We start from the raw sequence: 23,914 nt of genomic DNA on the forward strand, positions 1-23,914 counted from the left end.
TGGCCTCCTTGGCGTTATGGGCGTGGACGGTTGGTGGAGAACAGGTAGCGGTGGATCTTCCAGTGGCCCTGTTCGGCGCGGAACACGAAGAGTTCGTTGTTGCCCTCCTCGATCGTGACATCTGCGGCGAGAACGTGTGTCGTTCCCGAAGAACTGGTGCGCACCCAGGCCCAATCCTCGGCGATCTCGATTTCATGAATGGTGAAGCGAATATCGAGCTTGATGGCGGCAAATACCTGCCTGTAGCCTTCTCGAACGGCATCACGGCCGACCAGCGCCGGGGCATGCTGAGGCATGAAGACCGGGTTGCTTCCGTAGAGGTCGAGAATGGCGTCGATGTCGTTGCCGTTGAGCGCTGCCTCGTAGGCTTTTATGGCGGTTTCGATTGTCATGGCTAAAGTTCCTTAAGCGTTTGCGACTGGCCTCAGATGAGGATGAGACCAAGCTAATCCGCTCAACTATGGTGTAGTAGATCGACAGATGGTAAGATGCCTATCAATTATGAGAGGCTTTGCAGTTGGACTTGAACGCAGCGCAAATGTTTGTCGCCGTCGCGCAGGCTGGTAGCCTCTCAGCCGCCGCGACCCGTCTGGGCATACCTCTGCCGACACTCAGCCGGCGCATCCGCGAACTCGAGCGGGAACTGAAGATACAGCTCCTCGAGCGGTCGGCACGAGGGACCAGGCTCACGGATGCGGGCACACGGCTGTTCGAGCATGCCTCGCGCGGGATCGAGGCGCTTGCAGAAGCTGAAGAGGCGGTTCGCAGCGACCAGACGCGTTTGAGAGGACGCCTGCGCCTTTCACTGCCGACGGGTTTTGAGCCGTGGTGGGAGCTGTTGGGCGCTTTCCAGCGCCAATACCCGGATATCCAGGTCAACGTGTACACGACCGACCGTCGTGTGGATCTGGTCCAAGACGGCATCGATGTCGCGTTGCGCGTGGGCGCGATCGTTCATGAAGCGATGGTGGCGAAACGATTGCTGACCTATCGGCATGTCCTGGTTGCTGCACCGGATCTCCTGAAACGTGTCGGAAAGCCAACGACGTACGAGAACCTGCACCACTTCCCCCTCGCCGCCTGGATGCGGGATGCAAACAGCCATGCCTCGTGGCGCCTCGGCGAGAACGTATTCGAGCCGCAAGCAATGCTGACGACGAACGACTACCTGCATTTGAGGACGCGGACTCTGGCGGCCGAGTTTGTTACCGAGTTACCACCTTTTTTGGCGGCCGAACCGATCAGGGATGGCCGCCTGACGGAGATGCTTGTCGACCACCCCATGCCTGAGCAACACGTCAGCCTGCTCTATCCGGCGCACAGGCATCCGTCGAGCATCGTGCGCGCCTATCTCGACTTCTGCCAGAAACAGATGACGCGGTTTCTTGGTACGGCCTCACGGCCAGTCTAGACCAGCGCACCTCAGCATGGCACCGGCGATGTCCTATCCAGCATTCCTGGAAGGTCTGGGCGCGGACAGGAGGGCAGTGGTATCCCTCACCACCAGCGGTCCGTCGACCTTGATCGTCATCGGCCGCATGTGCTTTCCGTGGATCGCCATGTCGATCAGGAGTTCAGCCGCCTTCTGGCCCATTTCATAGTTCGGCAGCACCAGGGTGGAGAGCGGCGGGTGGGTGTAGCGCGCCAGTTCCTGGTCGTCATAGCCCATGACCGAGAGATCGGTGGGCACTCGTAACCCCTTCTCCTGGGCTGCCTCCATGACGCCGATTGCCATCAGGTCGTTGCCGCAGAAAATGGCGGTCGGTGGGTTGGGCATGGAGAGCAGGTCGAGCCCGGCCTCGTAGCCGCGAAGCGGCAGCCAGTCGCCGTCGCGCACCAGCGTCGCGTCGAAGGCGATGTCGGCGGAGGCAAGGGCCTGCTTGTAGCCTTTGAGACGGTCGGCGGCAGCATCCATCCAGCTTTCGCCGTTGATAAAGCCGATGCGCTTGTGGCCGAGCGCCGTCAGATGCGCCGTGGCAGAAAAACCGCCGGCGACCTCGCCCGGCACGATCGCCACATGCTGGCGTGGCTCGCAGTAGCAATTGAGAAGCACGGTCGGCAGCGGCGCCAGCGCCTCGGGAACCGCAACCTTGCGGGTAAAGATCGTCGCGTAGATGACGCCGGCGATGGAGGGGTCGCGCAAGACCGACCGCAGCACCGCGGCTTCAAGTTCCGGATTGGAGCGGGTGACGTGCGCCGAGACCAGCATGCCCTGCTCGAAGGCATAGTCGCGGATGCCGTCGAGGCTGACCACCGGGTGCGGGCTGGTCGAGATCTCGTCGACGATGAAGGCAATCGTGTCCTTCTCGACCGCCGGGGCGGCTGCAACCGGGCCTCGGGTCGCCGGCAGTCTATAACCGATTTTATGAGCAGCCTCGCGCACTTTCTGCTGCGTTTCGGGCGAGATGCGCGAGCCGGACATCTCGTTCAGCACCAGGGAGACGCTCGACTGGGAGACGCCGGCGATCCTGGCGACATCCGTCATTGTCGGGCGCCCTTCGCCCTTTTTCTCCAGATTCCGCCCGTTTCCCTTGGCCATGCGTGCTCCCTACCCTCCCGCGTGCATTGCACTGCACGCAGGCTTTTGCAAGTGCTCATAATTTTTGGCCTTGACTGCTAATATTATTAGCGCAAGATTTGGAGATGTGAAGCGCAAAAACGCTCACGTCCGGTAGAGGAGCACCGGCCAATCTGGGAGGAGAACCCGATTATGACCATGATTTCCCGTCGCACCTTCATGCTTGCGGCAACGGCCGTCGGCGCGCTCGCCCTTGCGGGTGTCGCGATCGCCGAAGTGCCGAAGCTTGAGCAGAAGGACAAATACAAGGTCGGCTTCGCGCAGACCGAATCCAACAATCCCTGGCGCATCGCCCAGACGAACAGCATGAAGGCCGAAGCCGAAAAGCTCGGCTTCCAACTCGTCTATACGGATGCCGCCGGTTCCGCCGCCAAGCAGGTCGCCGACGTCAATTCGATGATCGCTCAAGGCGTCGACGTGATCTTTCTCGCACCGCGCGAAGAAAAGCCGCTGATCCCCGCAGTCATGGCCGCGAAGAAGGCCGGCATTCCGGTGATCCTGCTCGACCGCTCGGTCGATCCGTCGCTGGCCAAGGCCGGCGAAGACTATCTGACCTTCATCGGTTCGAACTTCGTCGAAGAGGGCAAGCGAGTTGCCGAGTGGCTGGCAAAGAACGCCAACGGCAAGTCGAAGATCATCGAACTCGAAGGCACGACCGGGTCGTCGCCCGCCAACGACCGCAAGAAGGGTTTTGACGAGGCGATCAAGGCGGCCGGCGGCTTCGAGATCGTCGCCTCGCAGACCGGTGATTTCGCCCGTGACAAGGGCCGTCAGGTGGCAGAAGCCCTGCTCCAGGCCCATCCGGATGCCGACGTGATCTACGCCCACAACGACGAAATGGCGATCGGTGCGATCGCCGCACTCGAAGCGGCCGGAAAGGTGCCGGGCAAGGACGTGCTGGTGCTGTCGATCGATGGTGGCAAGGAAGCCGTGCAGGCGGTCGTCGACGGCAAGATCGCAGCAGTCGTCGAGTGCAATCCACGCTTCGGGCCGAAGGCCTTCGAGACGATGATGCGCTACGCCAAGGGCGAGAAAATCGATGCGATGATCATCAACGACGACAAGTTCTACGACGCCTCCAACGCGGCTGCAGAACTCGCCAACGCCTATTGATCCAATCTCCCGAGCCTCCACGGCCGGGACGGCGCAACCGTCTCGGCCGTCTTTTTGACGGCAGCATGACCTTCGGCCCGTTCAAGTGTAGGCTGATGACGCCCACCCCCAGATGGGGCGGCGGATGGCGAAGATAGGGAGGAGACCCATGCTTCTGTCCATGCAGGGCATTTCCAAAGCGTTTGCCGGCGTGCCGGCCCTAAAATCCGCCTCGCTCGAGGTCGAGCCGGCGGAGGTCATGGCGCTTGTCGGCCAGAACGGCGCCGGCAAATCGACGCTCATCAAGATCCTGACCGGCGTCTACAGGCGGGACGAAGGCAGCATCGCCTTCGACGGTCGGGATGTCGATTTCTCGATGCCGGCCGAGGCGCAGGCCGCCGGGATCGCGACGATCTACCAGGAAATCAATCTCGCCCCGCAGCGCTCCGTGGCGGAGAACATCTATCTCTCCCGCGAGCCGAAACGATTCGGCATGATCGACCATTCCGCCATGCGGCGCGGTGCCGAAGCGGTGCTCAAAACCTTCAACCTGACGATCGACGTCGACCGTCCTGTTGCGCATTTCGATGCGGCGACGCGGCAGATGGTGGCGATCGCCCGCGCGGTGACGCAGAGCGCCCGCCTCGTCATCATGGACGAGCCGACCTCCTCGCTCGACGAGCGCGAGGTCGCGATCCTGTTCGAAACGATCCGCACGCTGAAACGCTCCGGCGTCGCCGTCATCTTCATCGGCCACCGGCTCGACGAACTCTACGAGATCTGCGACCGTGTGACGATCATGCGCGACGGCCAGACGGTCGCCAAAAGCCCGATGGCGGATATGCCGAAAATGGCACTAGTGCGCCATATGCTCGGCAAGGAACTTGCCGCCTTTCAGGCCATGGCACCGGAGAAGGACGCGCCAGTGCGGCCCGTTCGCCTCGAAGTCGACAAGGCCGGCGCGGGTGTGCGGGTGCGCGACGTCAGCCTTGCCGTGCGGGAGGGCGAAATCTCCGGCCTTGCCGGCCTGCTCGGCTCCGGCCGCACCGAGACGGCGCGTCTGATCTTCGGCGCCGACAGGATGGAACGCGGCACGATCCGCATGCAGGGACAAGACCGCAGCTACCGCGAACCGGCCGACGCGATCGCCGACGGCATCGGCCTCGTGTCCGAAGACCGAAAGATCGACGGCATCGTGCCCGACATGAGCATCCGCGAGAACATGACGCTCGCCTTGCTGCCGAAGCTGAAGAAGGCCGGCATCGTCGACCGCGCACGCCAGGATGAGATCGTCAGCCGCTACATCCGCGCGCTTGGCGTCAAATGCGCCTCCCCCGATCAGCCGATCAAGGAGCTTTCCGGCGGCAACCAGCAAAAGGTGCTGCTCGCCCGATGGCTTGCCACGGACCCGCGGGTGCTGATCGTCGACGAGCCGACGCGCGGCATCGACATCGGCGCCAAATCGGAAATCCTCAAACTCCTGCGCAGTCTCGCCGACGAGGGCTTGAGCGTGCTGATGATCTCGTCGGAACTCGAAGAACTGCTTGCCGCCGCCGACCGCGTGACGGTCTTGAGCGACGGCACTTCCGTCGCGACGCTGTCGCGGAAGGATTTGAGCGAGACCGCGCTGCTTGCCGCCATGGCCCACCAGGAAGCCCAGCAGGAAGAATGACATGACGACGATCGAGACCCCCGCCCCGCAGCCGTCGGGAACGCTTTCGTCCGGCAACAGGCTTTTGACGCTCGCCAGCCGCTACGGCACCTTCGTCGCCTTCCTGGCGCTGATCCTGTTCAACGTTGCCGTCACGCCGAATTTCCTGTCCTTGCAGACGCTGAACGTGAACCTCACCCAGGTTGCGACAATCGTCATCGTCGCGACCGGAATGACGCTTGTGATTGCCACCGGCGGCATCGATCTCTCGGTGGGGTCGCTAATGGCGATCGCCGGCGCACTGGCGCCGATGATCTTCATGGGGCAGTTCTGGCCGGTGGACAACATGGCGCTCGCGGTCACGCTGGCCTTTCTCCTGCCGATCGCCGTCGCGGCCCTGTTCGGTCTGTTCAACGGGTTCCTCGTCACCCGCTTTTCGATCCAGCCGATCATCGCGACACTGGTGCTTTTCATCGCCGGGCGCGGCATCGCCCAGGTGATGACCAACGGCAATCTGCAGGTTTTCAAGAACGAGGGTTTCCAGTTCATCGCACTCGGCCGCATCGCGGGCATTCCGGCCCAGGTGGTGCTGATGATGATCATCGTCGCGGCCGCGTTCGCGATGATCCGCTACACCGTCATCGGCCGGCAGATCATCGCCGTCGGCGGCAACGAAAAGGCCGCGCGCCTGACCGGCATCCCGGTCAAACGGGTCAAGCTCTTCGTCTACATGATAAGCGGCGCGCTTGCCGGGGTCGCCGGTCTCATCGTCGTTGCCCGCAACTCGGCGAGCGACGCGAACCTCGTCGGCCTCGGCATGGAACTCGATGCGATCGCTGCGGTCGCCGTCGGCGGCACGCTTCTGACCGGCGGGCGGGCCAACATCATCGGCACGGTGCTCGGCGCATTCGTCATCCAGCTGGTGCGCTACACGCTGCTCGCCAATGGCGTTCCGGATGCGGCGGCGCTCATCGTCAAGGCCGGGCTGATCGTCACCGCGGTCTTCATCCAGCAGCGCGCCAGCAAACATTAGAGGCAACCCCGATGCAATCGATCCTCCGCCTCTTCCTGGTCAAGAACTCCGGCGACCTTGCCCGCCTCGGCGTCATCCTGGCGCTGGCCGGCCTCATCCTTTTCGGGGCACTGCGCTACGACAACTTCCTGTCGCCCTACAACATCCTGAGTTTCCTGCGCTACAACTCGATGTTCGCGCTGATTGCGCTCGGCATGGCCTTCGTCATCATGACGGGCGGCATCGACCTGTCTGTCGGCGGCACGGCGGCCATGGCAAGCGTCGTGGCGGCTCTGTTCTCCCCCTATCATTGGGCGGCCGGGCTCTTTGGTGGCATGGCGGCCGGCCTTGCCGTCGGCGCGCTCAACGGCTTCATCATCACGAAGATGCGCATCCAGCCCTTCATCGCCACGCTCGCGACAATGCTCGCAGCCTACGGCACCGGCCTTTTGCTGGCCGACAACCAGTCTGTCTCCGTCTCCTATGACACCGGTTTCACGGTGATCGGGCAGGACGATTTCCTGGGCTTCCCCATTCCCGCCTGGATCGCCCTTGCAGCCTATGTGCTCGGCTGGCTCGTGCTGCAAAAGCTCCCCGTCGGACGACATATCCTGGCGATCGGTGACGGCGAGGCGACGGCCGGACTGATGGGCCTGAAGGTCGAGCGGGCGCTTGCCGGCGTCTATCTCGCCTCGGGCACCCTTGCCGGGCTTGCCGGCGTCATCCTCGCCTCGCAGTTCGGCGCCGGCCAACCGACCGAAGGCGTCGGCTGGGAACTTTTCGCCATCGCCTCAGTCGTCGTCGGCGGTACGCTGTTGACCGGCGGCTCCGGCTCGGTCGGCGCGACGCTTGCCGGCGCGCTGCTGCTTGCCATGGTCTTCAACATCCTGAACTTCGAAAACGGCCTCGGTTGGATCTCGCTTTCCGCCTATTGGCAGTCCGTCATCCGCGGCGCCTTCCTGCTTGTCGTCGTCGTGCTTCAGGCAAAGCTGATGGCACGGCATCGCAGCACTTAAACTGAACGTCGCGAACGGGGCGCGAACATCCACAGGACGAAACGGGGAGACCTACCCCGGATTAGCCCTCGTGGAGCAGGAACAATGCGTGACCGTAACGGCCGCATACGCGCACCAATCGGCCTGCGTATCGCAGCGATTGGCAGACAGTAAAAAAGGCCGGAGCGCACTGGCCCCGGCCTTCTTTTCTTTTTCGCTCTCAAGGCTTCTGCCAGTACATCCATGGTCAAAAGTCGAAAGCGATACGTCATTGCCAGCATCAAATTGAAATGCGCTCGACAATTACGTTTATGAAATATTTATACTTCTCCGCGATCGCCGAAACAAGCTGTCCATTCGGGCTAATCTCAACGAGACGTACGCCTTCTTGCGGGGAGCCACGTGTTTCGCACCCACAGAGGAGATCCTTTATCTGCCACTGTCGCCGTGAATTCCGCCTTCCATCGTTGAAAGGCGGCAGCGCATGTCGGTATCCCCGTTGGCCAATCGTCTTCAGGACAGGCAAATTGTGGAGGACAAGATGACGATCACCATTACCGCCTTTGAAAAATCACCGGATCGCGGCCGAGGTCTCGCGCGCGACATGCGCGTTCGCTGGGCGCTCGAAGAAGTGGGGCAGCCCTATGAGGTTCGCCTCGTTGCCTTCAAGACCATGAAGGAGCCGGCCCACATCGCGCTTCAGCCGTTCGGGCAAATCCCCACCTATCAGGAAGGCGACCTTTCCCTGTTCGAGACCGGTGCCATCGTGTTCCATGTGGCGGAGCGCCATACCGGCCTGCTTCCGAATGACGCCAATGCCCGCGCGCGGGCAATCACGTGGATGTTTGCCGCGCTCAACACTGTGGAGCCGCCGATCCTCGAGCGCGAAGCGACCACCTACGTGGAGCGCGACAAGGACTGGTATCAGGAGCGCCTGCTGATGCTCGAAGATCGCATCCGCGTCCGACTGGCCCAATTGTCGCGGCGGCTTGCCGAGGCCGACTGGCTCGACGGCGCCTTCAGTGCCGGCGACCTCATGATGGTGACGGTGCTCCGCAGGTTGGAAAGTTCAGGCTTGCTCGACGAGTATCCCAACCTTTCCGCCTACGTCGCGCGCGGCAAGGCGCGGCCGGCCTACAAGCGCGCCTTCGATGCGCAGCTTGCGGTCTTCACATCGGCGTCATCCGCCTGAGGGTAACGTGATCCCGGAACGGGCGGCTAACCGTGCCGCGGCTGATTGTCGACTGCAGTCGGTCGTTCGCCCCGGGTGATCTGCAGCCCCTGGCGAACCAGGCGGGAAACGACCCGCATGAAATCGTCCATGTACAGATAGATGACCGGCGTCACGAAGAGGGTCACAAGCTGCGACACCAGCAAGCCGCCGACGACGGCGACGCCGAGCGGCTGGCGCAGCTCCGCGCTGGCACCGCTGCCGATCGCAATCGGCAGCGTACTCATGATCGCAGCAACCGAGGTCATCATGATCGGGCGGAAGCGCATCACGCAGGCTTTGTGGATGGCGTCAGCTGCCGGCGAACCGGCGCGCTGCAGCGTCAGCGCCACATCGATCATCATGATGGCGTTCTTCTTGACGATGCCGATCAGCATCAGCACGCCGACGATGGCGATGATCGAAAGGTCGAAGCCGCCGAAATAGATCGCAAGCAGCGCCCCGGATATGGCTGATGGCAAACCCGAAAGCACGGTCAGCGGATGGATCAGGCTTTCATAGAGAATGCCGAGCACGAGGTAGATGGTGACGATCGCCGCCAGCACCAGAAGACCCTGGTTGGCGGCAGCATCTTTAAACAGCTGGGTGGTGCCGTAATTGCGGGTTGTCACCTCGGACGGCATGCCGATTTCTGCCTTGAGCCGATCGACCTCCGCAAGGGCGTCACCGAGGGCGACCTTGGCCGGCAGGTTGAAGGAAAGCGTGACCGCCGGCAGCTGGCCCAGCTGGTTGATGGTGAGCGGTCCGGACACGGTCTCGACACGGGCGAAGGCCCCGAGCGGAACAAGGCCGCCATTGGCACTGCCGACACGCAGTTCGTCGAACTTGTCGGCCGACCATTGCATCGAGGGATCGAGCTCGAGGATCACCTCGTAGCTGTCGCCCGCCGTATAGATTGTCGAGATCTGCTCGGTACCGAAACTGCCATAGAGCGTGGTGCGCAGCTCGCTCGCGTCGACCCCCAGCGTTGCCGCCTTGTCGAGGTCGACCACCAGGCGCGTTTGTGGCGCGTTGATCTGGAGGTCGCTGTTGACGTCGGTGAAGAAGGCCCGGTCCGCGCTCATGGCGTCATGGAGCTTCTGTGCCCATTCGTTCATCAGCGGCTGATCAAGGCTCTGCAGCACCAGCTGGTACTGGCTGGCCGACGCGCGCGATCCAACCGAGAGATTTTGGACCGGCGACATGAAGGCCTGGATGCCGGGGATCGCCGCCAACTTGCGGCGCAGATCCGCAAGCACGGTTTCAAGCGGCGGGCGCTCGCTCTTCGGCTTCAGCTCGACGAAAAGCCGGCCTGAGTTGAGCGCGCTCGACGCGCCACCCGAGCCGATCGTGCTTGCCACATGGGCCACGTAGGGCGAACTGGCAAAGACCGCCTCCACATTGGACTGGAGCTTCGACATGGCGGCGAAGGAAATGTCCTGGCGCGCCTGGGTCGTGACCTGCAACTGGCCGATGTCTTCCTGCGGGAAGAACCCCTTCGGGATCGTCGCGATCTGGTATCCCGTGATCACGACGGTCAACAGGAAGAGCAGAAGCACCAGCGCGCGCGCATTGATGCATAGCGACAGCAGCCGCTCATAGGCGCGCAACAGCCGCTCGAAGCCTCGCTCGAAGGCGAGATCCAGCCGCTGCAGCCAGCGCGCCTTCTCCTGTCCATCCGTCCTCGCCGGAAGCCGGGCCGCCAGCATCGGCGTCAGCGTGAGCGAGACGAAGGCGGAGGCGAGGATGGCAACGGTGACGACGATCGCGAATTCGTTGAGAATACGGCCGATCACCCCGCCCATCAGCAGCACGGGAATGAACACTGCGACGAGCGACAGCGAGATCGCGATGATCGTAAAGCCGATCTCGCGCGAGCCGATCAACGCCGCCGAGAAGGCATCGATGCCGTCCTCCTCCATGTGCCGCACGATGTTTTCCAGCATGACGATGGCGTCGTCCACCACCAGCCCGACGGAGAGCGTGAGCGCCATCAGGGAGATGTTGTCGATCGAAAAGCCAAGCGGATACATCGCCGCGAAGGTGGCGATGATCGAGATCGGCACGGCAAGCGCCGGAATAAGCGTCGCCCAGAGGCGGCGAACGAAGGCGAAGATGACGAGGATCACCAGGCCGACGGTGAGGATCAGCGTGAACTGGACGTCGTGCACGGCCCCGCGGATCGACATGGACCGGTCGCTGAGCGTCTCGATCGAGGCGGCGGCTGGAAGCGACTGGCGGAGCGACGGCAGCAGCGCCTGCACCCGGTCGACGACCTCAACGGTATTTGCGTCCGGCTGCCGCTGGATGGCCAGGATGATCGCCCGCGAACCGTCGTGCCAGCTTGCCGTCTGGTTGTTGGCAACGGAATCGATCACCGTCGCGACGTCGCCGAGCCGCACGGGCTTGCCATCGACGCTCTTGACGATGACATCCGCGAAGCTGGCGGCATTCATGCGCTGGGTGTCCGCAACGATCGCCGCCTGACGGTCGCTGGTCTGCGCGGTGCCGAGAGGCGAATTGTCGTTTGCCGCCGCAACCGCCGTCTTCAATTGGTCGACGGAAATGCCGCGCGCGGCAAGCGCATCAGGATGCATCTGAATGCGTACGGCATATTGCTGGCTGCCGAAGATGGAAACTTCCGCCACCCCGTCGAGCACCGAAAGGGTTGGCGAAATCACCTGCTGTGCAATGGCGTCGAGGTCGGTGAGCGGCACGGTGCTGCTCTTCAGCGCCAGGAGCAGAACCGGCGCGTCCGCCGGATTGACCTTCCGGTAGCTTGGCGGTGCCGGCATGTCCTGTGGCAGCAGCCTGAGCGTCCGGGTGATGGCGGCCTGCACGTCAGCGGCGGCGGCATCGATGTTGCGCCCGAGCACGAACTCGATCGAAATCGAGGTCGAGCCGAGTGCATTCGTCGTCGAAATCGTGTCGATCCCAGCGATGGTGGCGAACTGCTTGATCAGCGGGATGGCGACCGACGTCGACATGGTCTCAGGCGAGGCGCCGGGCAACGAGGCAGAAACGTTGATAACAGGGAAATCCGTTCGCGGGAGCGCGGCGATCGGCAGGACCAGATAGCTGAAAACGCCGGCTAGGATGAGCGCGACCGACAACAAGACCGTGGCGATCGGTCGGCGGATACTGAACTCGGACAGCGGCATTTCACGCACTCCCGAATGATGGACAAAACCTAATCCGTCGCGGCCTGAGCGGCCGCGTTGGCAGCGACAACGAGATCCCCCGGCTTCAGCCGCGCCTGCCCTTCGACGACGACCCGGTCACCGGCGGCAAGGCCCGTGCCGATCGCAGCCTCCTTGCCGTCGTCGGCCAGAACGGACACGCCGCGGGTTTCGACCGTGTTGTCGTCCTTCACCTGAAAGACGAACGGGCCATCCTGTCCCGGCTGGACCGCAACGCTCGGGACAACAGCCGCCTGATGCAGTTGTGCCTGGTCGATATCGACATCCACGAACTGGCCCGGCCAGAGCTTCTGCGCGGCATTGGGGAAGGTCGCGCGCATGGCGATGGTGCCGGAGGCGGTATCGACGGCGGAATCGATGAAATCGAGCATGCCTTGGCCGATGACCGTTTGCGTGCCGCTTGACCGCGCGCGAACCGGCGGGGGCGTGCCGCGATCAATCAGGTCCTTGAACGTCTGCAGACGCTCTTCCGGCAGGCGGAACGTAACGTCGATCGGGTCGATCGCCGTAATCGTCACGAGATTGTTCGATGTCGCGCCCGACTGGCCGACAAGATCGCCAAGCGCGACCTGCACGGCACCCAGGCGTCCACCGATCGGCGCGGTGATCTCGGTCAGGCTCAGCGCGACCTGATCGGCATCGACGGTCGCGCGGTCAGCGTCCAGGTTCCCCTGCGCCGCCTGTTGCAGCGAGAGAGCGGTGTCATAGCTTTGCTGCGTGCCGGTCTTGTCGTCACGCAAGGTCTTGGCGCGCTCGAGTTCCGTGTTGGCGTCGGCAAGCTGTGCCGTATCCTTGGCGACGATCGCCTGATCGCGGGCGAGCCCGGCCTTTATCGTTCGGTCGTCGAGCGTGAACAGCAGATCGCCCGCCTTGACCATCTGCCCGTCCTTGACGTGGATGGCCGTGATCTGGCTCGCAATGCGCGCGCCCACTTCCACGGTGTCGGGCGCCTGTACGTTGCCCAGGGCATGGACGACAACCGGAACGTCTTTGAGCGTCACCGTCGCCGTCTGAACGGATACGGCGCCGCCGCGCCTGGCGCTGGCGGCCGCATTGGCCGGCAGTTTCGCCTCAGTCGGCACGGGCTTGCGCGCCACCACGAACCCGATCGCGGCGATCGAGAGAAGAACGACGGCAATACGACAGGTGAGACTTGATCGGCTGACCATCAGCGCGCCTCCGCAGACCTTGCTGTCGGCACGCGGCAATAGGTGGTGCCGACCATCGGAAGCTGGGCCCAAATGTGGCCGCTTCAATGGCGCAACACCCTGAAAAACAATTAAAAATTGTTCATCTTCGGATGCCTTTCACCTCGCTTGGCGACCAAGGCTTCAGCGGTGACGCTTGCTTCTTCCCTCAAGCGTCGAGCGGCGCGCGCTCAACTGCGGCGGCAAGCGCCTGAAACAATTCGCGAAACCCGGCCTCGCGTTCGCCCGGCTCGTCGAGACGATCGAGGAAGGCGGCCTGCTCGGTGTAGTTGAGGCGTGTTCCCTCGCCTTCAGCGGCAAATTCGAGAGTGCCGAGAGACGCCGAAATCCGCCGTCCCGCAACGGTCATCGTGTAGGAAAAGACGATGCGCTCATTCGCAACGATCTCGAGATAGATCGTGTCGTTGCGCATGACCGGGCCGTTTCCGAAACGGAAGCGGCTGTGCTCGCGGCCGCCGACCTCGAAAGACGCGGAGAATTCTTCGACCGTCCACCCCTCCCCTTCGACGAACCAGCGTCGTTTTGTGGCGGGATCCGCAAAGGCATGGAAAACGGTCGCCGGGGTCGCGGCGTAGCTGCGGCGAATGACGAAGGTGGCGTGGCGGACGGATCTTTCATTCATGCGCTTGGGTCTCGCTGCTGGTTGCTTCATCCCCCGCCCGCTGCTGGGCGGCGATCTTTTCGCCCTGATGCGTGGTGTTCTGCGCGACGATGATCCTCCAGGCGCCATCCTGGCGTCGAAGAATGTAGAGCGGCCGTCCCTCGTCCTCGCCCGCCCGGCGGTTGCCGTCGGCATTAACCGGAATTTGCCGCACGTTCACCGCGGCGAGATCCGCATGCAGGAAGGTAATGCGCTCGACGTCGTAGAGCGCCTGAAAATCGCGAAACAGGCTCGGGAGTACGGCGGCGGTGAAGGCGTGGATTGCCGGTGCGCCGACGATCCGGCGTCCGAACGCGGTCGTCCACACGGCCTCCGGCGCCAGCAACGAGATAAAACCGTCGACGTCCCGGAGCCATTGGGTCTCTTCGACCCGGGCAACAAGTGCGAGAACGGCACTGACATCGCGGGCATCGGGAGGCGACACGCCGCCGGCTTGCTCGATCGCAGGAATGGGGCGCATGCGCGGCATCACGGCGTACTCCCGATGGTGCGGTTCCCGACCGCTAGGGCCTGGGCGACAGATCCGGAAACGTGGGTGCGAAATACCGGATCCGCGCCAGGCCCTAGCAGCAGGAAAACCTCGTCCGGCGGCCGGCCGGCGATAGAGGCTTCATCGACGTTGCACGGGACGGAAGGAGTGTCGGAACGGACGGTGATGCAATCACAGTCGTGCGCCTCCTGCGTGCCGGAGGTGTGATTGACGATCGGCCGTTTCATTCCCTGCTCCCTTGACCCGTGGGCGGAGCATTGCCCGATTTAGATGATCGATGTAATTGCTCGAATATCGATCACTTTGATCAGGATGGCCGATCATGCTGGATGCGCTGACGCTCGACCAATTGCGCATATTCGTCGCCGTCGTCGACCACGGCTCGTTCCGGGCGGCGGCGCGCGCGCTCGGGCGTGCCCAGTCCGGCCTCAGCAGCGCCATCCTGAACCTCGAAACGGAACTGCGCCTGCCGCTGTTCGACCGTTCCCAGCATCGTCCGGAATTGACGAAGGCCGGAGCGACGCTGCTTGCAGAGGCCCGGACCTTGCTGATCAAGGCCGACGCGCTGCGGGCCAAGGCGAACGGTTTCCACCAGGGCATGGAATCGGCCCTGCGCGTAGCGCTCGACCCGCTGCTTCCCCTGCCGGATATCGCCCGGGTGATCAGCGACTTTACCCGCGCCCATCCCGGCGTACGGGTGGAACTCGTGACAGCGCCAATGACCATGGCGTTGAGCCTGGTGCTTGACGGCGACTGCGACCTTGGCCTGACGGCTGCGCAGGAAACGGACGCACATATCGCCAGCGAGGCGGTCGCCGCCTTTCCCGGCATGGTGCCGGTCTGCGCTGGCGGTCATCCCCTCTCCGGCCCCCGCGACGGATCCGCCGGCCTGACGGCGGTCGACCTTGCCGACCACCTGCAGATCGTCGTTGCCGATCCCGCAACCGATAGGCAGGCGGTGAACTACGCGGTGTTCTCGCAGCAAACGTTGAGGGTCAGCGACCTTGCGACCAAACACGCCCTCATTCTTGCCGGTGCCGGGTGGGGTCATTTGCCCCTGTGGCTGATCGCGGCTGATCTTGGCGAAGGGCGGCTCTGCGAGGTGCCGCTTGCGGCCCGCAACGGTCTGCCCGGTCCGCTCCTCCCCTTCTACACGATCCGCCGGATCGATCGGGTCTGCGGCCCCGCAATGGAAAGCCTGTGCGGGCTCATGCTTGCGCACTTTCGCGGTCAGCGGCAGGCCACATCGGCGCTCCCCTGATCGGGACAGCAATACTCCGGCGAGAGCGAGAAGGCATCCAGGGGGTTGACGTCTGCGAGTGGAGCGTCTTCAGTTCCCCCCGAACAGGGCTGCCGCCTTGCAACGGGGCAGCCACGTCCCCATCTCCAGATCTCATGGTCGCCTGGCCGGGCGGCTTGTTCCCCATCGACCTGATCTTATAGCGTCGCGCGCAAAGCGACGAACTTCATTCAGTAAAGGGTTTCCCATGGCTCACTATCCAGACATCCTGCTTCATATCGACGGCGCCTGGCGGCCGGCCCGATCCGGCAAGACCATTCCCGTCATCGACCCGGCCAGCGAGGAAGCGATCGGCCAGGTGGCCTGGGCCGAAGTAGAAGACCTGGATGAGGCGCTTGCGGCCGCCGAGAAGGGCTTCAAGACATGGCGGGCTACGTCCGCCTTCGACCGTGCCCAGGTGATGCGGTCGGCAGCTGCCCTCCTGCGCCAACGGGCCGGTGACATCGCCTGGCTGATGACCCGCGAGCAAGGTAAGCCGCTTGCCCAGTCGAAGGGCGAGATCCTTGGCGCCGCCGACATCATCGAGTGGTTCGCCGAGGAAGGAAAACGCGCCTACGGCCAGATCATTCCGCCGCGCGCGCCCGATGTCACCCAGATGACTGTCAAGCTGCCGGTCGGTCCGGTTGCCGCCTTCACGCCCTGGAACTTCCCGATCAACCAGGTGGTGCGCAAGCTTTCGGCGGCGCTGACGACCGGCTGCTCGATCATCGTCAAGGCGCCCGAGGAAACACCGGCGTCGCCTGCCGAACTCATCCGCTGCTTCGTCGATGCCGGGCTCCCCGCAGGTGTCGTCAACCTCGTCTACGGCGTACCGGCCGTCATCTCGGAATACCTGATCTCCCATCCGGTGATCCGCAAGATGTCGTTTACCGGCTCGACGCCGGTCGGCAAGATGCTGGCGGCCCTTGCCGGCCAGCACATGAAGCGCGCGACGATGGAACTTGGCGGGCATGCGCCTGTCATCGTCACCGATGACGCCGATGTCGAGCGCGCCGTCGCCATCATGTCCGGCAGCAAGTACCGCAATGCCGGCCAGGTCTGCGTGTCGCCGACCCGCTTCCTCGTGCAGGAGCGCGTGGCGGATCAGTTCCTCGACGGCTTCGTCGCCGCCTCGAAAAAGATCAAGGTCGGCAACGGTCTCGAAGACGGTATCGACATGGGACCGCTTGCCAACGAGCGGCGCATCCCGGCGATCGAAAGCCTGGTCGCCGACGCCGTCGAGCATGGTGCTCGTCTGGAAACCGGCGGCCATCGCATCGGCAACCGCGGCTACTTCTTCGAGCCGACGGTTCTCGCCGACGTGCCGCTTTCCGCCCGGATCATGAACGACGAGCCGTTCGGCCCGGTCTCGATCATCAATCGCTTCCATGATCTCGATGAGGCGATCAACGAGGCCAATCGCCTGCCCTTCGGTCTTGCCGCCTATGCCTTCACCGGATCGGAGCGCAGCGCCCATCGTCTGGCAAGCGAGGTCGAAAGCGGAATGATCTCGATCAACCATCTGGGCCTGGCGCTCCCCGAAGTCCCCTTCGGCGGCATCAAGGATTCCGGCTACGGCACAGAGGGCGGCTCGGAGGCGATCGAGGCCTATCTCGAAACACGCTTCGTCACGCGAAAGAGCGTCTGACGCCGCGGTCGGCGAAAGATCCACTCGCCCGAGAAAACAACAAGGGACGGCGCCGATGCGCCGTCCCTTGTCCTATCATGCGTAGGCTACAACGCGTTGCTCATCCAGTCTTCGTGCCCGTGACGGACGCGAACGACGAGGATGTCACCATCCGCCTCGATCCTGTAGACGACCAGATGCGCCTTGAACGGGTGAATGCGCATCGGCGGCGACAGTTCCGTGCGCTCGCGCGCCATGCGCGGATTGGCCGCGATGAGGGCGAAGAGGTCGAATAGCTCATCGTGATACCGCCTCGCCTGGGCGGAGCCAAAAAGGCGCACGCCATCCGCGGCGATTGCGATGATGTCTTCTTCCGCCGCGACGGAAAGCCGAAATGCCATTACTTGCGATCGCGCGGCGCTTCAGCGCGCGCCAGCGCCGCAGAAAAAAGCGCGTCCTTGGAGCGCGATCCGACGCCGCTGTTAAGGCCGTCGTCGACAAAGCGCTGCATTGCCGCAACCTTGTCGTTGCGTTCCTGGTCCCTGCGGATGAGGTCGCGCACATAGTCGCTGGCATTGGCATAACGGCCCGTGCGTGCCTGCGCTTCCACCCAGTCCTTCATCGGATCAGGCAAGGATACGTTCATCGTCGCCATGTCGGCCTCCAGTGCTGCTGAAAGAATGACACAATTTGGCAAAGTTTGTCAAATCTGGAGCCTGCCCTTCGTGACGCCGCGCGGAACTCCGACACCGCGATACCGACGGCCGAACGCGGTTCTCAGGGTCCACCCGATCGTCACGACGGTTGACTATCGAGGTGGCAACCTCTCTGAATACCGTCACGACACATTAAACGACTGATTGCATCGGACTTGCGTGAATGACCGAGACGTCTCAACGAAATGGAATGGCCGCGACGGCCCCCGCCCTTTCCGAACCGGAAAAGAACATCATCATCGGCGGCGTTCTTCTCTCCATGCTTCTGGCGGCACTCGACCAGACGATCGTGGCGCCGGCGATGCCGACCATCGGCAAGACGTTGGGACACGCCGACTACCTGCCATGGGTGGTGACCGGCTACCTGCTGACCGCGACAGCCATGGCCCCGCTTTACGGCAAGATCTCCGATATCTACGGACGGCGGCCGACGATCTTTGCGGCCATCATCATTTTCCTTGCGGGATCGCTGATAAGCGCGCTGGCGCCCAACATGCTGACGCTGATCGCTGGCCGCGCCGTCCAGGGCCTGGGTGGCGGCGGCCTGTTCGCACTGGCGCAGACCGTCATCGGCGACCTCGTACCGCCCCGCGAACGGGCGCGTTACGCCGCCTGGATATCGGGAACCTGGGCAGTCGCGAGCATCGCAGGTCCACTCCTGGGCGGCACCTTCGCCGAGCATCTGCACTGGTCGCTGATCTTCTGGATCAACATTCCGCTGGGGCTGGTGGCGATGGCGATCATCAACAAGCCGCTGAGGAAGCTGCCGACCGTCGCCCGCGCGCACCGGATCGACGGGGCCGGAGCCCTACTGCTCGTCGCTGCAACGTCGCTTTTGCTGCTTGCGCTCAACTGGGGCGGCAGCCGCTATCCATGGCTCTCTGCCGTCATACTCGGCCTGCTCGGCGCTTCCGTCGTCCTCTGGATCACGTTTGCGCTGCGGTTGCGCAGGGCAAGCGAACCGCTAATCTCGCTGGAAGTGCTTGCCAATCCCATCGTCCGCTACGGAACGCTCGCCATGTTCCTGGCGCAGGGCGCCAATGTCGGGCTCTCGGTCTATATCCCTGTCTATGCGCAGACGTTCCACGGCCTGTCGGCCAGCAGTTCGGGTGTGGTGATGCTCGGCCTGCTGCTTGGAACGGTCTGTGGAGCGACAACCAGCGGGCGGACGATACCGCGCATCGTCCACTATAAGAGGATGGCTCTGATCGGCGGCGCGCTTGCATTCCTTTGCCTGGCGGCCCTTGCTGCTCTCGCCGGCCGGACCTCGCTCATCGTCCTTGAACTCCTGACATTCGCCGCAGGTTTCGGCTCGGGCATGACCTTCCCGGTGGCGACGATTTCGGTCCAGAATTCCGTCGACCAGACGCATCTTGGCGTCGCGACCGGGGTCCTGACCTTCCTGCGATCGCTCGGCGGCGCCCTTGGCGTTGCGGCCTTCGGCGCGATCGCCCTTGGCAATGGCCTGCCGCTCGCTGGCGAAGGGGTGGAAGCGCTCGGCGCGACGGTCACGTCGGCCGTGCCCTTCACCTATATCTTCATCGCGAGCGCTGCAGCGATGGCGGCAGCGCTCGCGCTTTTTCATCTCATGCCGGAAAAGCCGTTGCGCGGTCGCGACGAGACCGTGGTGGCCGCTGCGGTCGAGTAGCAGCACCGCTGATGGCCGCGCCTGTCCCGGCGCGACCATCAATCGGATTGCGGGCTTAGAACTCCGCCTTCAGCGACGCGTAGAAGGTACGTCCCGGGCCGGGCTGCTGCACCAGGCTCAATGGATCGACATAATAGGCGTCGGTCAGGTTCTCGATGCGGAAGCTCGCCGTCAGGCTCTCGTTGATCCGGTACTCTGCGAACGCGTCCACCAAGGTATAGGGCTTCCAGTTGATCAATGAGATGAACTGCGAAGCGCCCTGGGCCGTCACGTCGCCGTGGCCGATCGCGCGCGATCCGGTGCGCGAAATCCGCCCGCCGACTGTCAGGGCATCGTCGAGGAACGTCTGCGACAGCGTCAACGCGACCGTGTATTCCGGCGGCACCTGATTGGTGGCGTAGTCGGCATAGAGCGACTTGTTTCCGCAGGTGGTCGCCGTCCGGCAAAACTCGACATCGGTGTAGTAGTTGGCGGCAAGTTCGGCGGTAAAGCCACCGCGTTCATAGCGACCGGACAGTTCTATGCCCTGGAAGTGCGCGCCGGCGATGTTGTGGATGCGCATGCCGGAGATACCGCGCGGATCGGTATACCATTCGCGCGAGATGTAGTTGTCGACATTCCAGTCGAAGAAGCCGAGCTTCATCATCGCCTGGTCGTCGGCCGAAAACACGCCGTCACGCCTGAGATTGGTGCCCACCTCCCAGTTGCTCGACCGTTCCGGGCGCAGGTTGGAATTGACGTTCATGGTGAAGGCCGAAACACCCTCGAAGATGCTCGGCGAGCGCAGCGCGTTCGAGTAGTTCACATAAAACTGTGTGCCGTCGAAGGGCTCCAGCGTCACGCCCACCGACGGGCTGAAGCCGCCGTCGCTGAGCGCCGTGTCGTAGGTGTAGCCGGGGCGGACCTGTTCCGGAGCGTTTCGATCCTCTGTCCAGTAGTGCTGGTAGCGCAGGCCACCATTGATCGTCAGCCAATCGGTGGCTTTCCAGGCGGCCTTGGCGAAGGCGGCCGCCTCCTGCCGCGTGCCGTCGCGAAGGTCGAGCCATGTCTCGAGTTCCGGCGTGAACTTGCTCGGTCGCGTATCCTCGCTCAGGAACGACAGGCCGTAGGTCAGGTCGAGCGGGCCGTAGTCGGTCGTCAAGGCCGACGTGTTTGCAACATCGGCGCCCCACATGAAGGTATCGGAGCCGGTGCGGAAATCGGCCGGCAGGCCGAAATCTCCGGGCTGCGGATAGAGCACGCCGCTCCGCCGGGGGTTGCGCAGTTCCAGCCGCGTGGCCCAGAGATTGGCCTTGAGATCGATCAGGTCATTGTCGTCAGGCTTCCAGCCGTAGCGAAGCGTGCCGGCATCGACCTTCGTTCCCGCGGTCTGGCCCTGCTGTATCGCCTGGCCCCGATCCGAAGTCAGGCGCGACGCCAGGAGGTCGCCAGCCTCGCTGCGAAACCCGTTGTAGCCGAACTGCAGGCTGTGACCGTCCTCGAAACGGACAGTGCCCTTGGCGAGATAGGACTTTGTCTGGAGCTGGGTGTTCAGCACCTCCTCGCCGGCGCGGTAGTTGGCGATGCCGATGTTCTCGATGTAGTCCTTCCAGCCCCGGGCCGGCGGCAGGCATACGCCGCTTTCATAGCAGAACGGCCGCGGCCCCATGCTCACTGGCACCGCCGAAGGTCCGTTGCTGCCGACATGATAGTTGCCCTGGCGGCGATAGGCGTAGCCGGCAACGAGGTCGATGTTTTCCTCCTGCATCGCGCCGACGATGCTGCCCGAGCCGCTGGTCGGATCGAAGAACGAGGGGCGGTCCATTCCGTCGCTCTTTGCCGTAGCCACCGGCGGCGCCCAGGTGCCCCCGGGCCAGGCATAGCCGGCGGTGGTGCCGGCCGGCGGTGGGGTGGAGGTGTTGGTGCCAAACCCGCCCTTGACCCGGAGACCGAATGTCCGCCCCTCCTTCACGATGTCGCCGGCGTCCAGCGTGCGCATCGCCACCGTACCAGCGATGCCGCTCGATGCAACGTCGGAGCCCTTGGTGATATCGACGCCGCCCAGAAAATCCGGATCGACGAAGGTCCGGTTGGAGATGCCCTGATAGCCCTGGTAGACCGTGGCCGAATTGCTGGCCCCGTCGACGGTGACGGCAACGCGGCCCATACCCTGCATGCCGCGGATGTTGACGTCGACGGCGCCGGCGCCGTTGCGCGCTTCGCCGGAGAGCACGCCCGGCGTACCGCGGAAAATGTCTGCCGGGCTCGAGCCGCGGAAGCGGTCGATGTTTTCTTCCGAGATGTAGGCAGTCGGCGCAGCCGTTTCATAGGGCGCATCGACAGGATTGATGATGCCGCCGCCGGCAACGATCGGCGCAAGCATCGTTGCGCCGTCGGCAGCACCGACCGCGTGCGCACCGGAAACGCGCTCGGTAATCGTGACGGTCCCGCCGTTCAGGCTATAGGAGAGGCCGGTGCCGGACAAAAGCTGCGACAGCGCCTCTGCCGGGGGGATCGACCCGCTCACGGCAGGCGCGGATTTCCCCTGGGTCAGCGATGCCGAATAGGCAAGTCTCAGCCCCGACTGCCGCGCAAATGCCGTAAGCGCCGCGGTCAGGGATTGCGCCGGAATGTCGAAAGTGATGGCACCTGAACGGGCCGACCGCTCCTGTTGTGCCAGAGCCGGCACTGCCGTTTGAAGTGAACCGACCGCCGTGGTTGCGACCACGACCGCGCCAAGAAGTTTGTTTCGCCCCGTTTGTCTGGACATCTGATCCCTATTCCCATGCTTTGAGCGAGGGACCGGTATTCCTGCTGGCAGGACACATCCCTCAAAAGCCGAGACGAGGCGGCACCCAAAAATCCGCAACGGCGTTCGAAAAAAAATGAAACCGGCTAGACCGCCGAGATCAGTGTCACGAAGCGGGTCATGCGTGTGACCCGGATCGGCAGGCCGGACGCAAGCGCTGCAAGCGCGGCGTCCGGCGTTCTCAAATCCAAAACGGCGCTGACCAGCGTCGATTTCAAGCGGTCGTGACTGAAGACGATCCAGCCGCCGTGATAGCGGCTGAGGGCCGCGACGACGTCGCCGAGCCTACGGTTTTCGGCGACATACATGCCGGACTGCCATGCAAGCGCGATGGCCGGATCCTGCACGACAGGGCTGCCGATGGCGCCATCACCACCGACAGACACACGCTCCCCTTCGGCGAGCGTAACGCCCATGAGGTCGCCGGCCATCGGCGATACGCGAACGGAATGACGGGTGACGGCAATGCCGAGCGAACCATCGGCCGCATTGGCGTCCACGTCGAAAGCGGTTCCAAGGGCCGTGACGATGGTTCCGCCTGAGGCAACCTGAAACGGCCGCGCGTCCGTCGCCACGTCGAAAAATGCCTGGCCTTCCTTCAGAACCACCCGGCGGGCCTGCTCGTCGAAATCCACATCCATGGCCGTGCGCGCGTTGAGGATCACCCGTGACCCGTCAGGCAGGCCGATCGAACGGGTCTCTGCCGTGGCTGTCGCGTAATCGGAGCCGAGGATGCGCAGCCAGGGGCGCGAAGCGGCAAGCCCGCTTCCCAGGACAGCGATGCCGACCGCGCCGGTCAGAAGGCGGCGACGTGAAAGGAGCGCGGTGTCGCGGCCGGGATAGATGAGGCCGGTCCGGCGATCGCGGCGCAGATGTGCCGCATCGTCCCACAAGGCTTCCGCTTCCACCGCTGCCGCCTCGTGCTCTGCGCTTTGTCCACGCCACGCCTCATAGGCGCGCTGGTCGTCTACGGTCGCCTCACCGGAATGGAGCCGGACGACCCAGCCGAGCGCCGCGTCGGAGATGTCTTTCGCAGGACAATGCGTTGCCGCCGATGCGGGTTTCATCGCCCTGTCAGACATGGTCCATCTCGCGCCGCACGTCGCGGCAATGGCACAGCGCACGCAGCATGTGCTTTTCGACCATGCTGACCGAGATGCCAAGTGTTTCGGCTATTTCCCGGTGCGAATGGCCCTCGACCTTGTTCATGATAAAAGCCGTCCGGCAGGCGATCGGCAGTTCGTTCAAGAGTACGGATAGGGCTGCGACCTTGTCGCGAAATTCCAGCCGCAGCGCAAAGTCGTCCGACGACGACAGCCGGTCTGCCTGGTCCAGTTCGACCCGGCGCGACCACTCCCGCTCCAGCTTGATGCGAAAGTCGATCGCCGCATTTCGGGCTGCCTTGAACAGGTAGGAACGCGGATGCTCGACGTTGCGGCGGTCGACCCTCACCATGCGCAGATAGGCGTTCTGCACCACTTCCTCGCCGTCGTCCCGGTTACCGATCAGGCGCGAGGCGTAGCGCACCACCTCCTTGTGGTGGCGCCTGAAGAGCAGGCCGAGCCAGTGATTGAGAGAACTTGCCACCATGCTGCCCTTCCTAGCGAAGCGCGACGCGGCGGTCTTGGGAGTGGATTTCGACGGGCATGGCGCCAACTTCGCGGGGGATCCTGCGGCTTGATTGATGCCGCAGGCTAATACTTGTCTCTTATACTCATGTTTAGTCGCCCAGCAAGCGCCTTGGGTAAAATGGCTGCAG

At 63.6% G+C, this 23,914-nt stretch carries 20 protein-coding genes; 9 read left to right on the forward strand and 11 right to left on the reverse strand.

Annotated features, from left to right (window positions below; genetic code table 11):
* Positions 1–14: 14 nt before the first annotated feature.
* Positions 15–392 (reverse strand): YybH family protein, encoded by a 378-nt coding sequence (locus M2267_RS13775; protein ID WP_429115013.1) that lies wholly within the window; start codon positions 390–392, stop codon positions 15–17.
* A 131-nt stretch (positions 393–523) separates the two neighbouring features.
* On the opposite strand from M2267_RS13775, the gene M2267_RS13780 reads away from it, so the two are divergent.
* Positions 524–1,411: a LysR substrate-binding domain-containing protein gene (locus M2267_RS13780; RefSeq protein WP_429115121.1), complete on the forward strand. Its 888-nt coding sequence runs from the start codon at positions 524–526 to the stop codon at positions 1,409–1,411.
* Between the two features lie 33 nt (positions 1,412–1,444).
* On the opposite strand, the gene M2267_RS13785 is transcribed toward M2267_RS13780, so the two are convergent.
* Positions 1,445–2,539 carry a LacI family DNA-binding transcriptional regulator gene (locus tag M2267_RS13785; protein ID WP_429115014.1) on the reverse strand — a complete coding sequence of 365 codons (1,095 nt, stop codon included), beginning with the start codon at positions 2,537–2,539 and terminating at the stop codon, positions 1,445–1,447.
* Between the two features lie 171 nt (positions 2,540–2,710).
* On the opposite strand from M2267_RS13785, the gene M2267_RS13790 reads away from it, so the two are divergent.
* The 5 genes from M2267_RS13790 (at position 2,711) to M2267_RS13810 (ending at position 8,520) form a co-directional block, all read left to right on the forward strand.
* On the forward strand, positions 2,711–3,691 hold the full coding sequence (locus M2267_RS13790; protein WP_043611966.1) for an ABC transporter substrate-binding protein: 981 nt from the start codon (positions 2,711–2,713) through the stop codon (positions 3,689–3,691).
* A gap of 148 nt (positions 3,692–3,839) precedes the next feature.
* Positions 3,840–5,342 carry a sugar ABC transporter ATP-binding protein gene (locus M2267_RS13795; RefSeq protein ID WP_429115015.1) on the forward strand — a complete coding sequence of 501 codons (1,503 nt, stop codon included), beginning with the start codon at positions 3,840–3,842 and terminating at the stop codon, positions 5,340–5,342.
* 1 nt (position 5,343) lies between these two features.
* The gene (locus M2267_RS13800) at positions 5,344–6,354 is read left to right on the forward strand and encodes an ABC transporter permease (RefSeq protein ID WP_429115016.1); all 1,011 of its coding nucleotides are present in this window, start codon (positions 5,344–5,346) and stop codon (positions 6,352–6,354) included.
* Positions 6,355–6,365: 11 nt separating this feature from the next.
* The gene (locus M2267_RS13805) at positions 6,366–7,349 is read left to right on the forward strand and encodes an ABC transporter permease (RefSeq protein ID WP_043611974.1); all 984 of its coding nucleotides are present in this window, start codon (positions 6,366–6,368) and stop codon (positions 7,347–7,349) included.
* A 520-nt stretch (positions 7,350–7,869) separates the two neighbouring features.
* A complete protein-coding gene (locus tag M2267_RS13810; RefSeq protein ID WP_429115017.1) occupies positions 7,870–8,520 on the forward strand; it encodes a glutathione S-transferase family protein in 651 nt (216 codons plus the stop codon).
* Positions 8,521–8,546: 26 nt separating this feature from the next.
* Here M2267_RS13810 and M2267_RS13815 read toward each other — a convergent pair whose 3' ends face one another.
* The 4 genes from M2267_RS13815 to M2267_RS13830 form a co-directional block, all read right to left on the reverse strand.
* A complete protein-coding gene (locus M2267_RS13815) occupies positions 8,547–11,699 on the reverse strand; it encodes an efflux RND transporter permease subunit (protein WP_429115018.1) in 3,153 nt (1,050 codons plus the stop codon).
* Between the two features lie 29 nt (positions 11,700–11,728).
* Positions 11,729–12,907 (reverse strand): efflux RND transporter periplasmic adaptor subunit, encoded by a 1,179-nt coding sequence (locus M2267_RS13820; protein WP_429115019.1) that lies wholly within the window; start codon positions 12,905–12,907, stop codon positions 11,729–11,731.
* A gap of 187 nt (positions 12,908–13,094) precedes the next feature.
* Positions 13,095–13,568, reverse strand: coding sequence for an SRPBCC family protein (locus M2267_RS13825; RefSeq protein WP_429115020.1), 474 nt, complete (start codon positions 13,566–13,568; stop codon positions 13,095–13,097).
* The gene (locus tag M2267_RS13830) at positions 13,561–14,076 is read right to left on the reverse strand and encodes an SgcJ/EcaC family oxidoreductase (RefSeq protein ID WP_429115021.1); all 516 of its coding nucleotides are present in this window, start codon (positions 14,074–14,076) and stop codon (positions 13,561–13,563) included. Before M2267_RS13830 ends, M2267_RS13825 begins: the two co-directional genes overlap by 8 nt.
* 343 nt (positions 14,077–14,419) lie before the next feature.
* On the opposite strand from M2267_RS13830, the gene M2267_RS13835 reads away from it, so the two are divergent.
* Together M2267_RS13835 and M2267_RS13840 are read left to right on the forward strand one after the other, a co-directional pair.
* Positions 14,420–15,358: a LysR family transcriptional regulator gene (locus M2267_RS13835; protein ID WP_429115022.1), complete on the forward strand. Its 939-nt coding sequence runs from the start codon at positions 14,420–14,422 to the stop codon at positions 15,356–15,358.
* Between the two features lie 226 nt (positions 15,359–15,584).
* Positions 15,585–17,024, forward strand: coding sequence for an NAD-dependent succinate-semialdehyde dehydrogenase (locus M2267_RS13840; protein WP_429115023.1), 1,440 nt, complete (start codon positions 15,585–15,587; stop codon positions 17,022–17,024).
* A gap of 86 nt (positions 17,025–17,110) precedes the next feature.
* Here M2267_RS13840 and M2267_RS13845 read toward each other — a convergent pair whose 3' ends face one another.
* Entirely contained in the window at positions 17,111–17,404 is a 294-nt protein-coding gene (locus M2267_RS13845; RefSeq protein ID WP_429115024.1) for a type II toxin-antitoxin system RelE/ParE family toxin, read from the reverse strand.
* Positions 17,404–17,658, reverse strand: a complete 255-nt coding sequence (locus M2267_RS13850) for a type II toxin-antitoxin system ParD family antitoxin (RefSeq protein ID WP_043612157.1) — start codon at positions 17,656–17,658, stop codon at positions 17,404–17,406. The genes M2267_RS13845 and M2267_RS13850 overlap by 1 nt, the downstream gene beginning before the upstream one ends.
* A gap of 251 nt (positions 17,659–17,909) precedes the next feature.
* On the opposite strand from M2267_RS13850, the gene M2267_RS13855 reads away from it, so the two are divergent.
* Complete coding sequence (locus M2267_RS13855) at positions 17,910–19,367, forward strand: MDR family MFS transporter (protein ID WP_429115025.1); 1,458 nt, start codon at positions 17,910–17,912, stop codon at positions 19,365–19,367.
* Positions 19,368–19,422: 55 nt separating this feature from the next.
* Here M2267_RS13855 and M2267_RS13860 read toward each other — a convergent pair whose 3' ends face one another.
* From M2267_RS13860 to M2267_RS13870, 3 genes are all read right to left on the reverse strand, one after another.
* Positions 19,423–22,116 carry a TonB-dependent receptor domain-containing protein gene (locus M2267_RS13860; protein WP_429115026.1) on the reverse strand — a complete coding sequence of 898 codons (2,694 nt, stop codon included), beginning with the start codon at positions 22,114–22,116 and terminating at the stop codon, positions 19,423–19,425.
* 125 nt (positions 22,117–22,241) lie between these two features.
* Positions 22,242–23,237: a FecR family protein gene (locus tag M2267_RS13865; RefSeq protein ID WP_429115027.1), complete on the reverse strand. Its 996-nt coding sequence runs from the start codon at positions 23,235–23,237 to the stop codon at positions 22,242–22,244.
* Positions 23,230–23,745, reverse strand: a complete 516-nt coding sequence (locus M2267_RS13870) for a sigma-70 family RNA polymerase sigma factor (RefSeq protein ID WP_429115028.1) — start codon at positions 23,743–23,745, stop codon at positions 23,230–23,232. Before M2267_RS13870 ends, M2267_RS13865 begins: the two co-directional genes overlap by 8 nt.
* Between the last annotated feature and the right edge of the window lie 169 nt (positions 23,746–23,914).

This window comes from Ensifer sp. KUDG1, assembly GCF_050434285.1.
Taxonomy (GTDB): Bacteria; Pseudomonadota; Alphaproteobacteria; order Rhizobiales; family Rhizobiaceae; genus Ensifer.

Bases quoted from the DNA above. Each gene is read 5' to 3' on its own strand.
- M2267_RS13860 (WP_429115026.1), bottom strand. From the start codon at position 22,116: ATGTCCAGACAAACGGGGCGAAACAAACTTCTTGGCGCGGTCGTGGTC.
- M2267_RS13855 (WP_429115025.1), top strand. From the start codon at position 17,910: ATGGCCGCGACGGCCCCCGCCCTTTCCGAACCGGAAAAGAACATCATC.
- M2267_RS13775 (WP_429115013.1), bottom strand. From the start codon at position 392: ATGACAATCGAAACCGCCATAAAAGCCTACGAGGCAGCGCTCAACGGC.
- M2267_RS13815 (WP_429115018.1), bottom strand. From the start codon at position 11,699: ATGCCGCTGTCCGAGTTCAGTATCCGCCGACCGATCGCCACGGTCTTG.
- M2267_RS13870 (WP_429115028.1), bottom strand. From the start codon at position 23,745: ATGGTGGCAAGTTCTCTCAATCACTGGCTCGGCCTGCTCTTCAGGCGC.
- M2267_RS13790 (WP_043611966.1), top strand. From the start codon at position 2,711: ATGACCATGATTTCCCGTCGCACCTTCATGCTTGCGGCAACGGCCGTC.
- M2267_RS13840 (WP_429115023.1), top strand. From the start codon at position 15,585: ATGGCTCACTATCCAGACATCCTGCTTCATATCGACGGCGCCTGGCGG.
- M2267_RS13805 (WP_043611974.1), top strand. From the start codon at position 6,366: ATGCAATCGATCCTCCGCCTCTTCCTGGTCAAGAACTCCGGCGACCTT.
- M2267_RS13835 (WP_429115022.1), top strand. From the start codon at position 14,420: ATGCTGGATGCGCTGACGCTCGACCAATTGCGCATATTCGTCGCCGTC.
- M2267_RS13865 (WP_429115027.1), bottom strand. From the start codon at position 23,237: ATGTCTGACAGGGCGATGAAACCCGCATCGGCGGCAACGCATTGTCCT.
- M2267_RS13850 (WP_043612157.1), bottom strand. From the start codon at position 17,658: ATGGCGACGATGAACGTATCCTTGCCTGATCCGATGAAGGACTGGGTG.
- M2267_RS13820 (WP_429115019.1), bottom strand. From the start codon at position 12,907: ATGGTCAGCCGATCAAGTCTCACCTGTCGTATTGCCGTCGTTCTTCTC.
- M2267_RS13795 (WP_429115015.1), top strand. From the start codon at position 3,840: ATGCTTCTGTCCATGCAGGGCATTTCCAAAGCGTTTGCCGGCGTGCCG.
- M2267_RS13830 (WP_429115021.1), bottom strand. From the start codon at position 14,076: ATGCCGCGCATGCGCCCCATTCCTGCGATCGAGCAAGCCGGCGGCGTG.
- M2267_RS13810 (WP_429115017.1), top strand. From the start codon at position 7,870: ATGACGATCACCATTACCGCCTTTGAAAAATCACCGGATCGCGGCCGA.
- M2267_RS13785 (WP_429115014.1), bottom strand. From the start codon at position 2,539: ATGGCCAAGGGAAACGGGCGGAATCTGGAGAAAAAGGGCGAAGGGCGC.
- M2267_RS13800 (WP_429115016.1), top strand. From the start codon at position 5,344: ATGACGACGATCGAGACCCCCGCCCCGCAGCCGTCGGGAACGCTTTCG.
- M2267_RS13845 (WP_429115024.1), bottom strand. From the start codon at position 17,404: ATGGCATTTCGGCTTTCCGTCGCGGCGGAAGAAGACATCATCGCAATC.
- M2267_RS13825 (WP_429115020.1), bottom strand. From the start codon at position 13,568: ATGAATGAAAGATCCGTCCGCCACGCCACCTTCGTCATTCGCCGCAGC.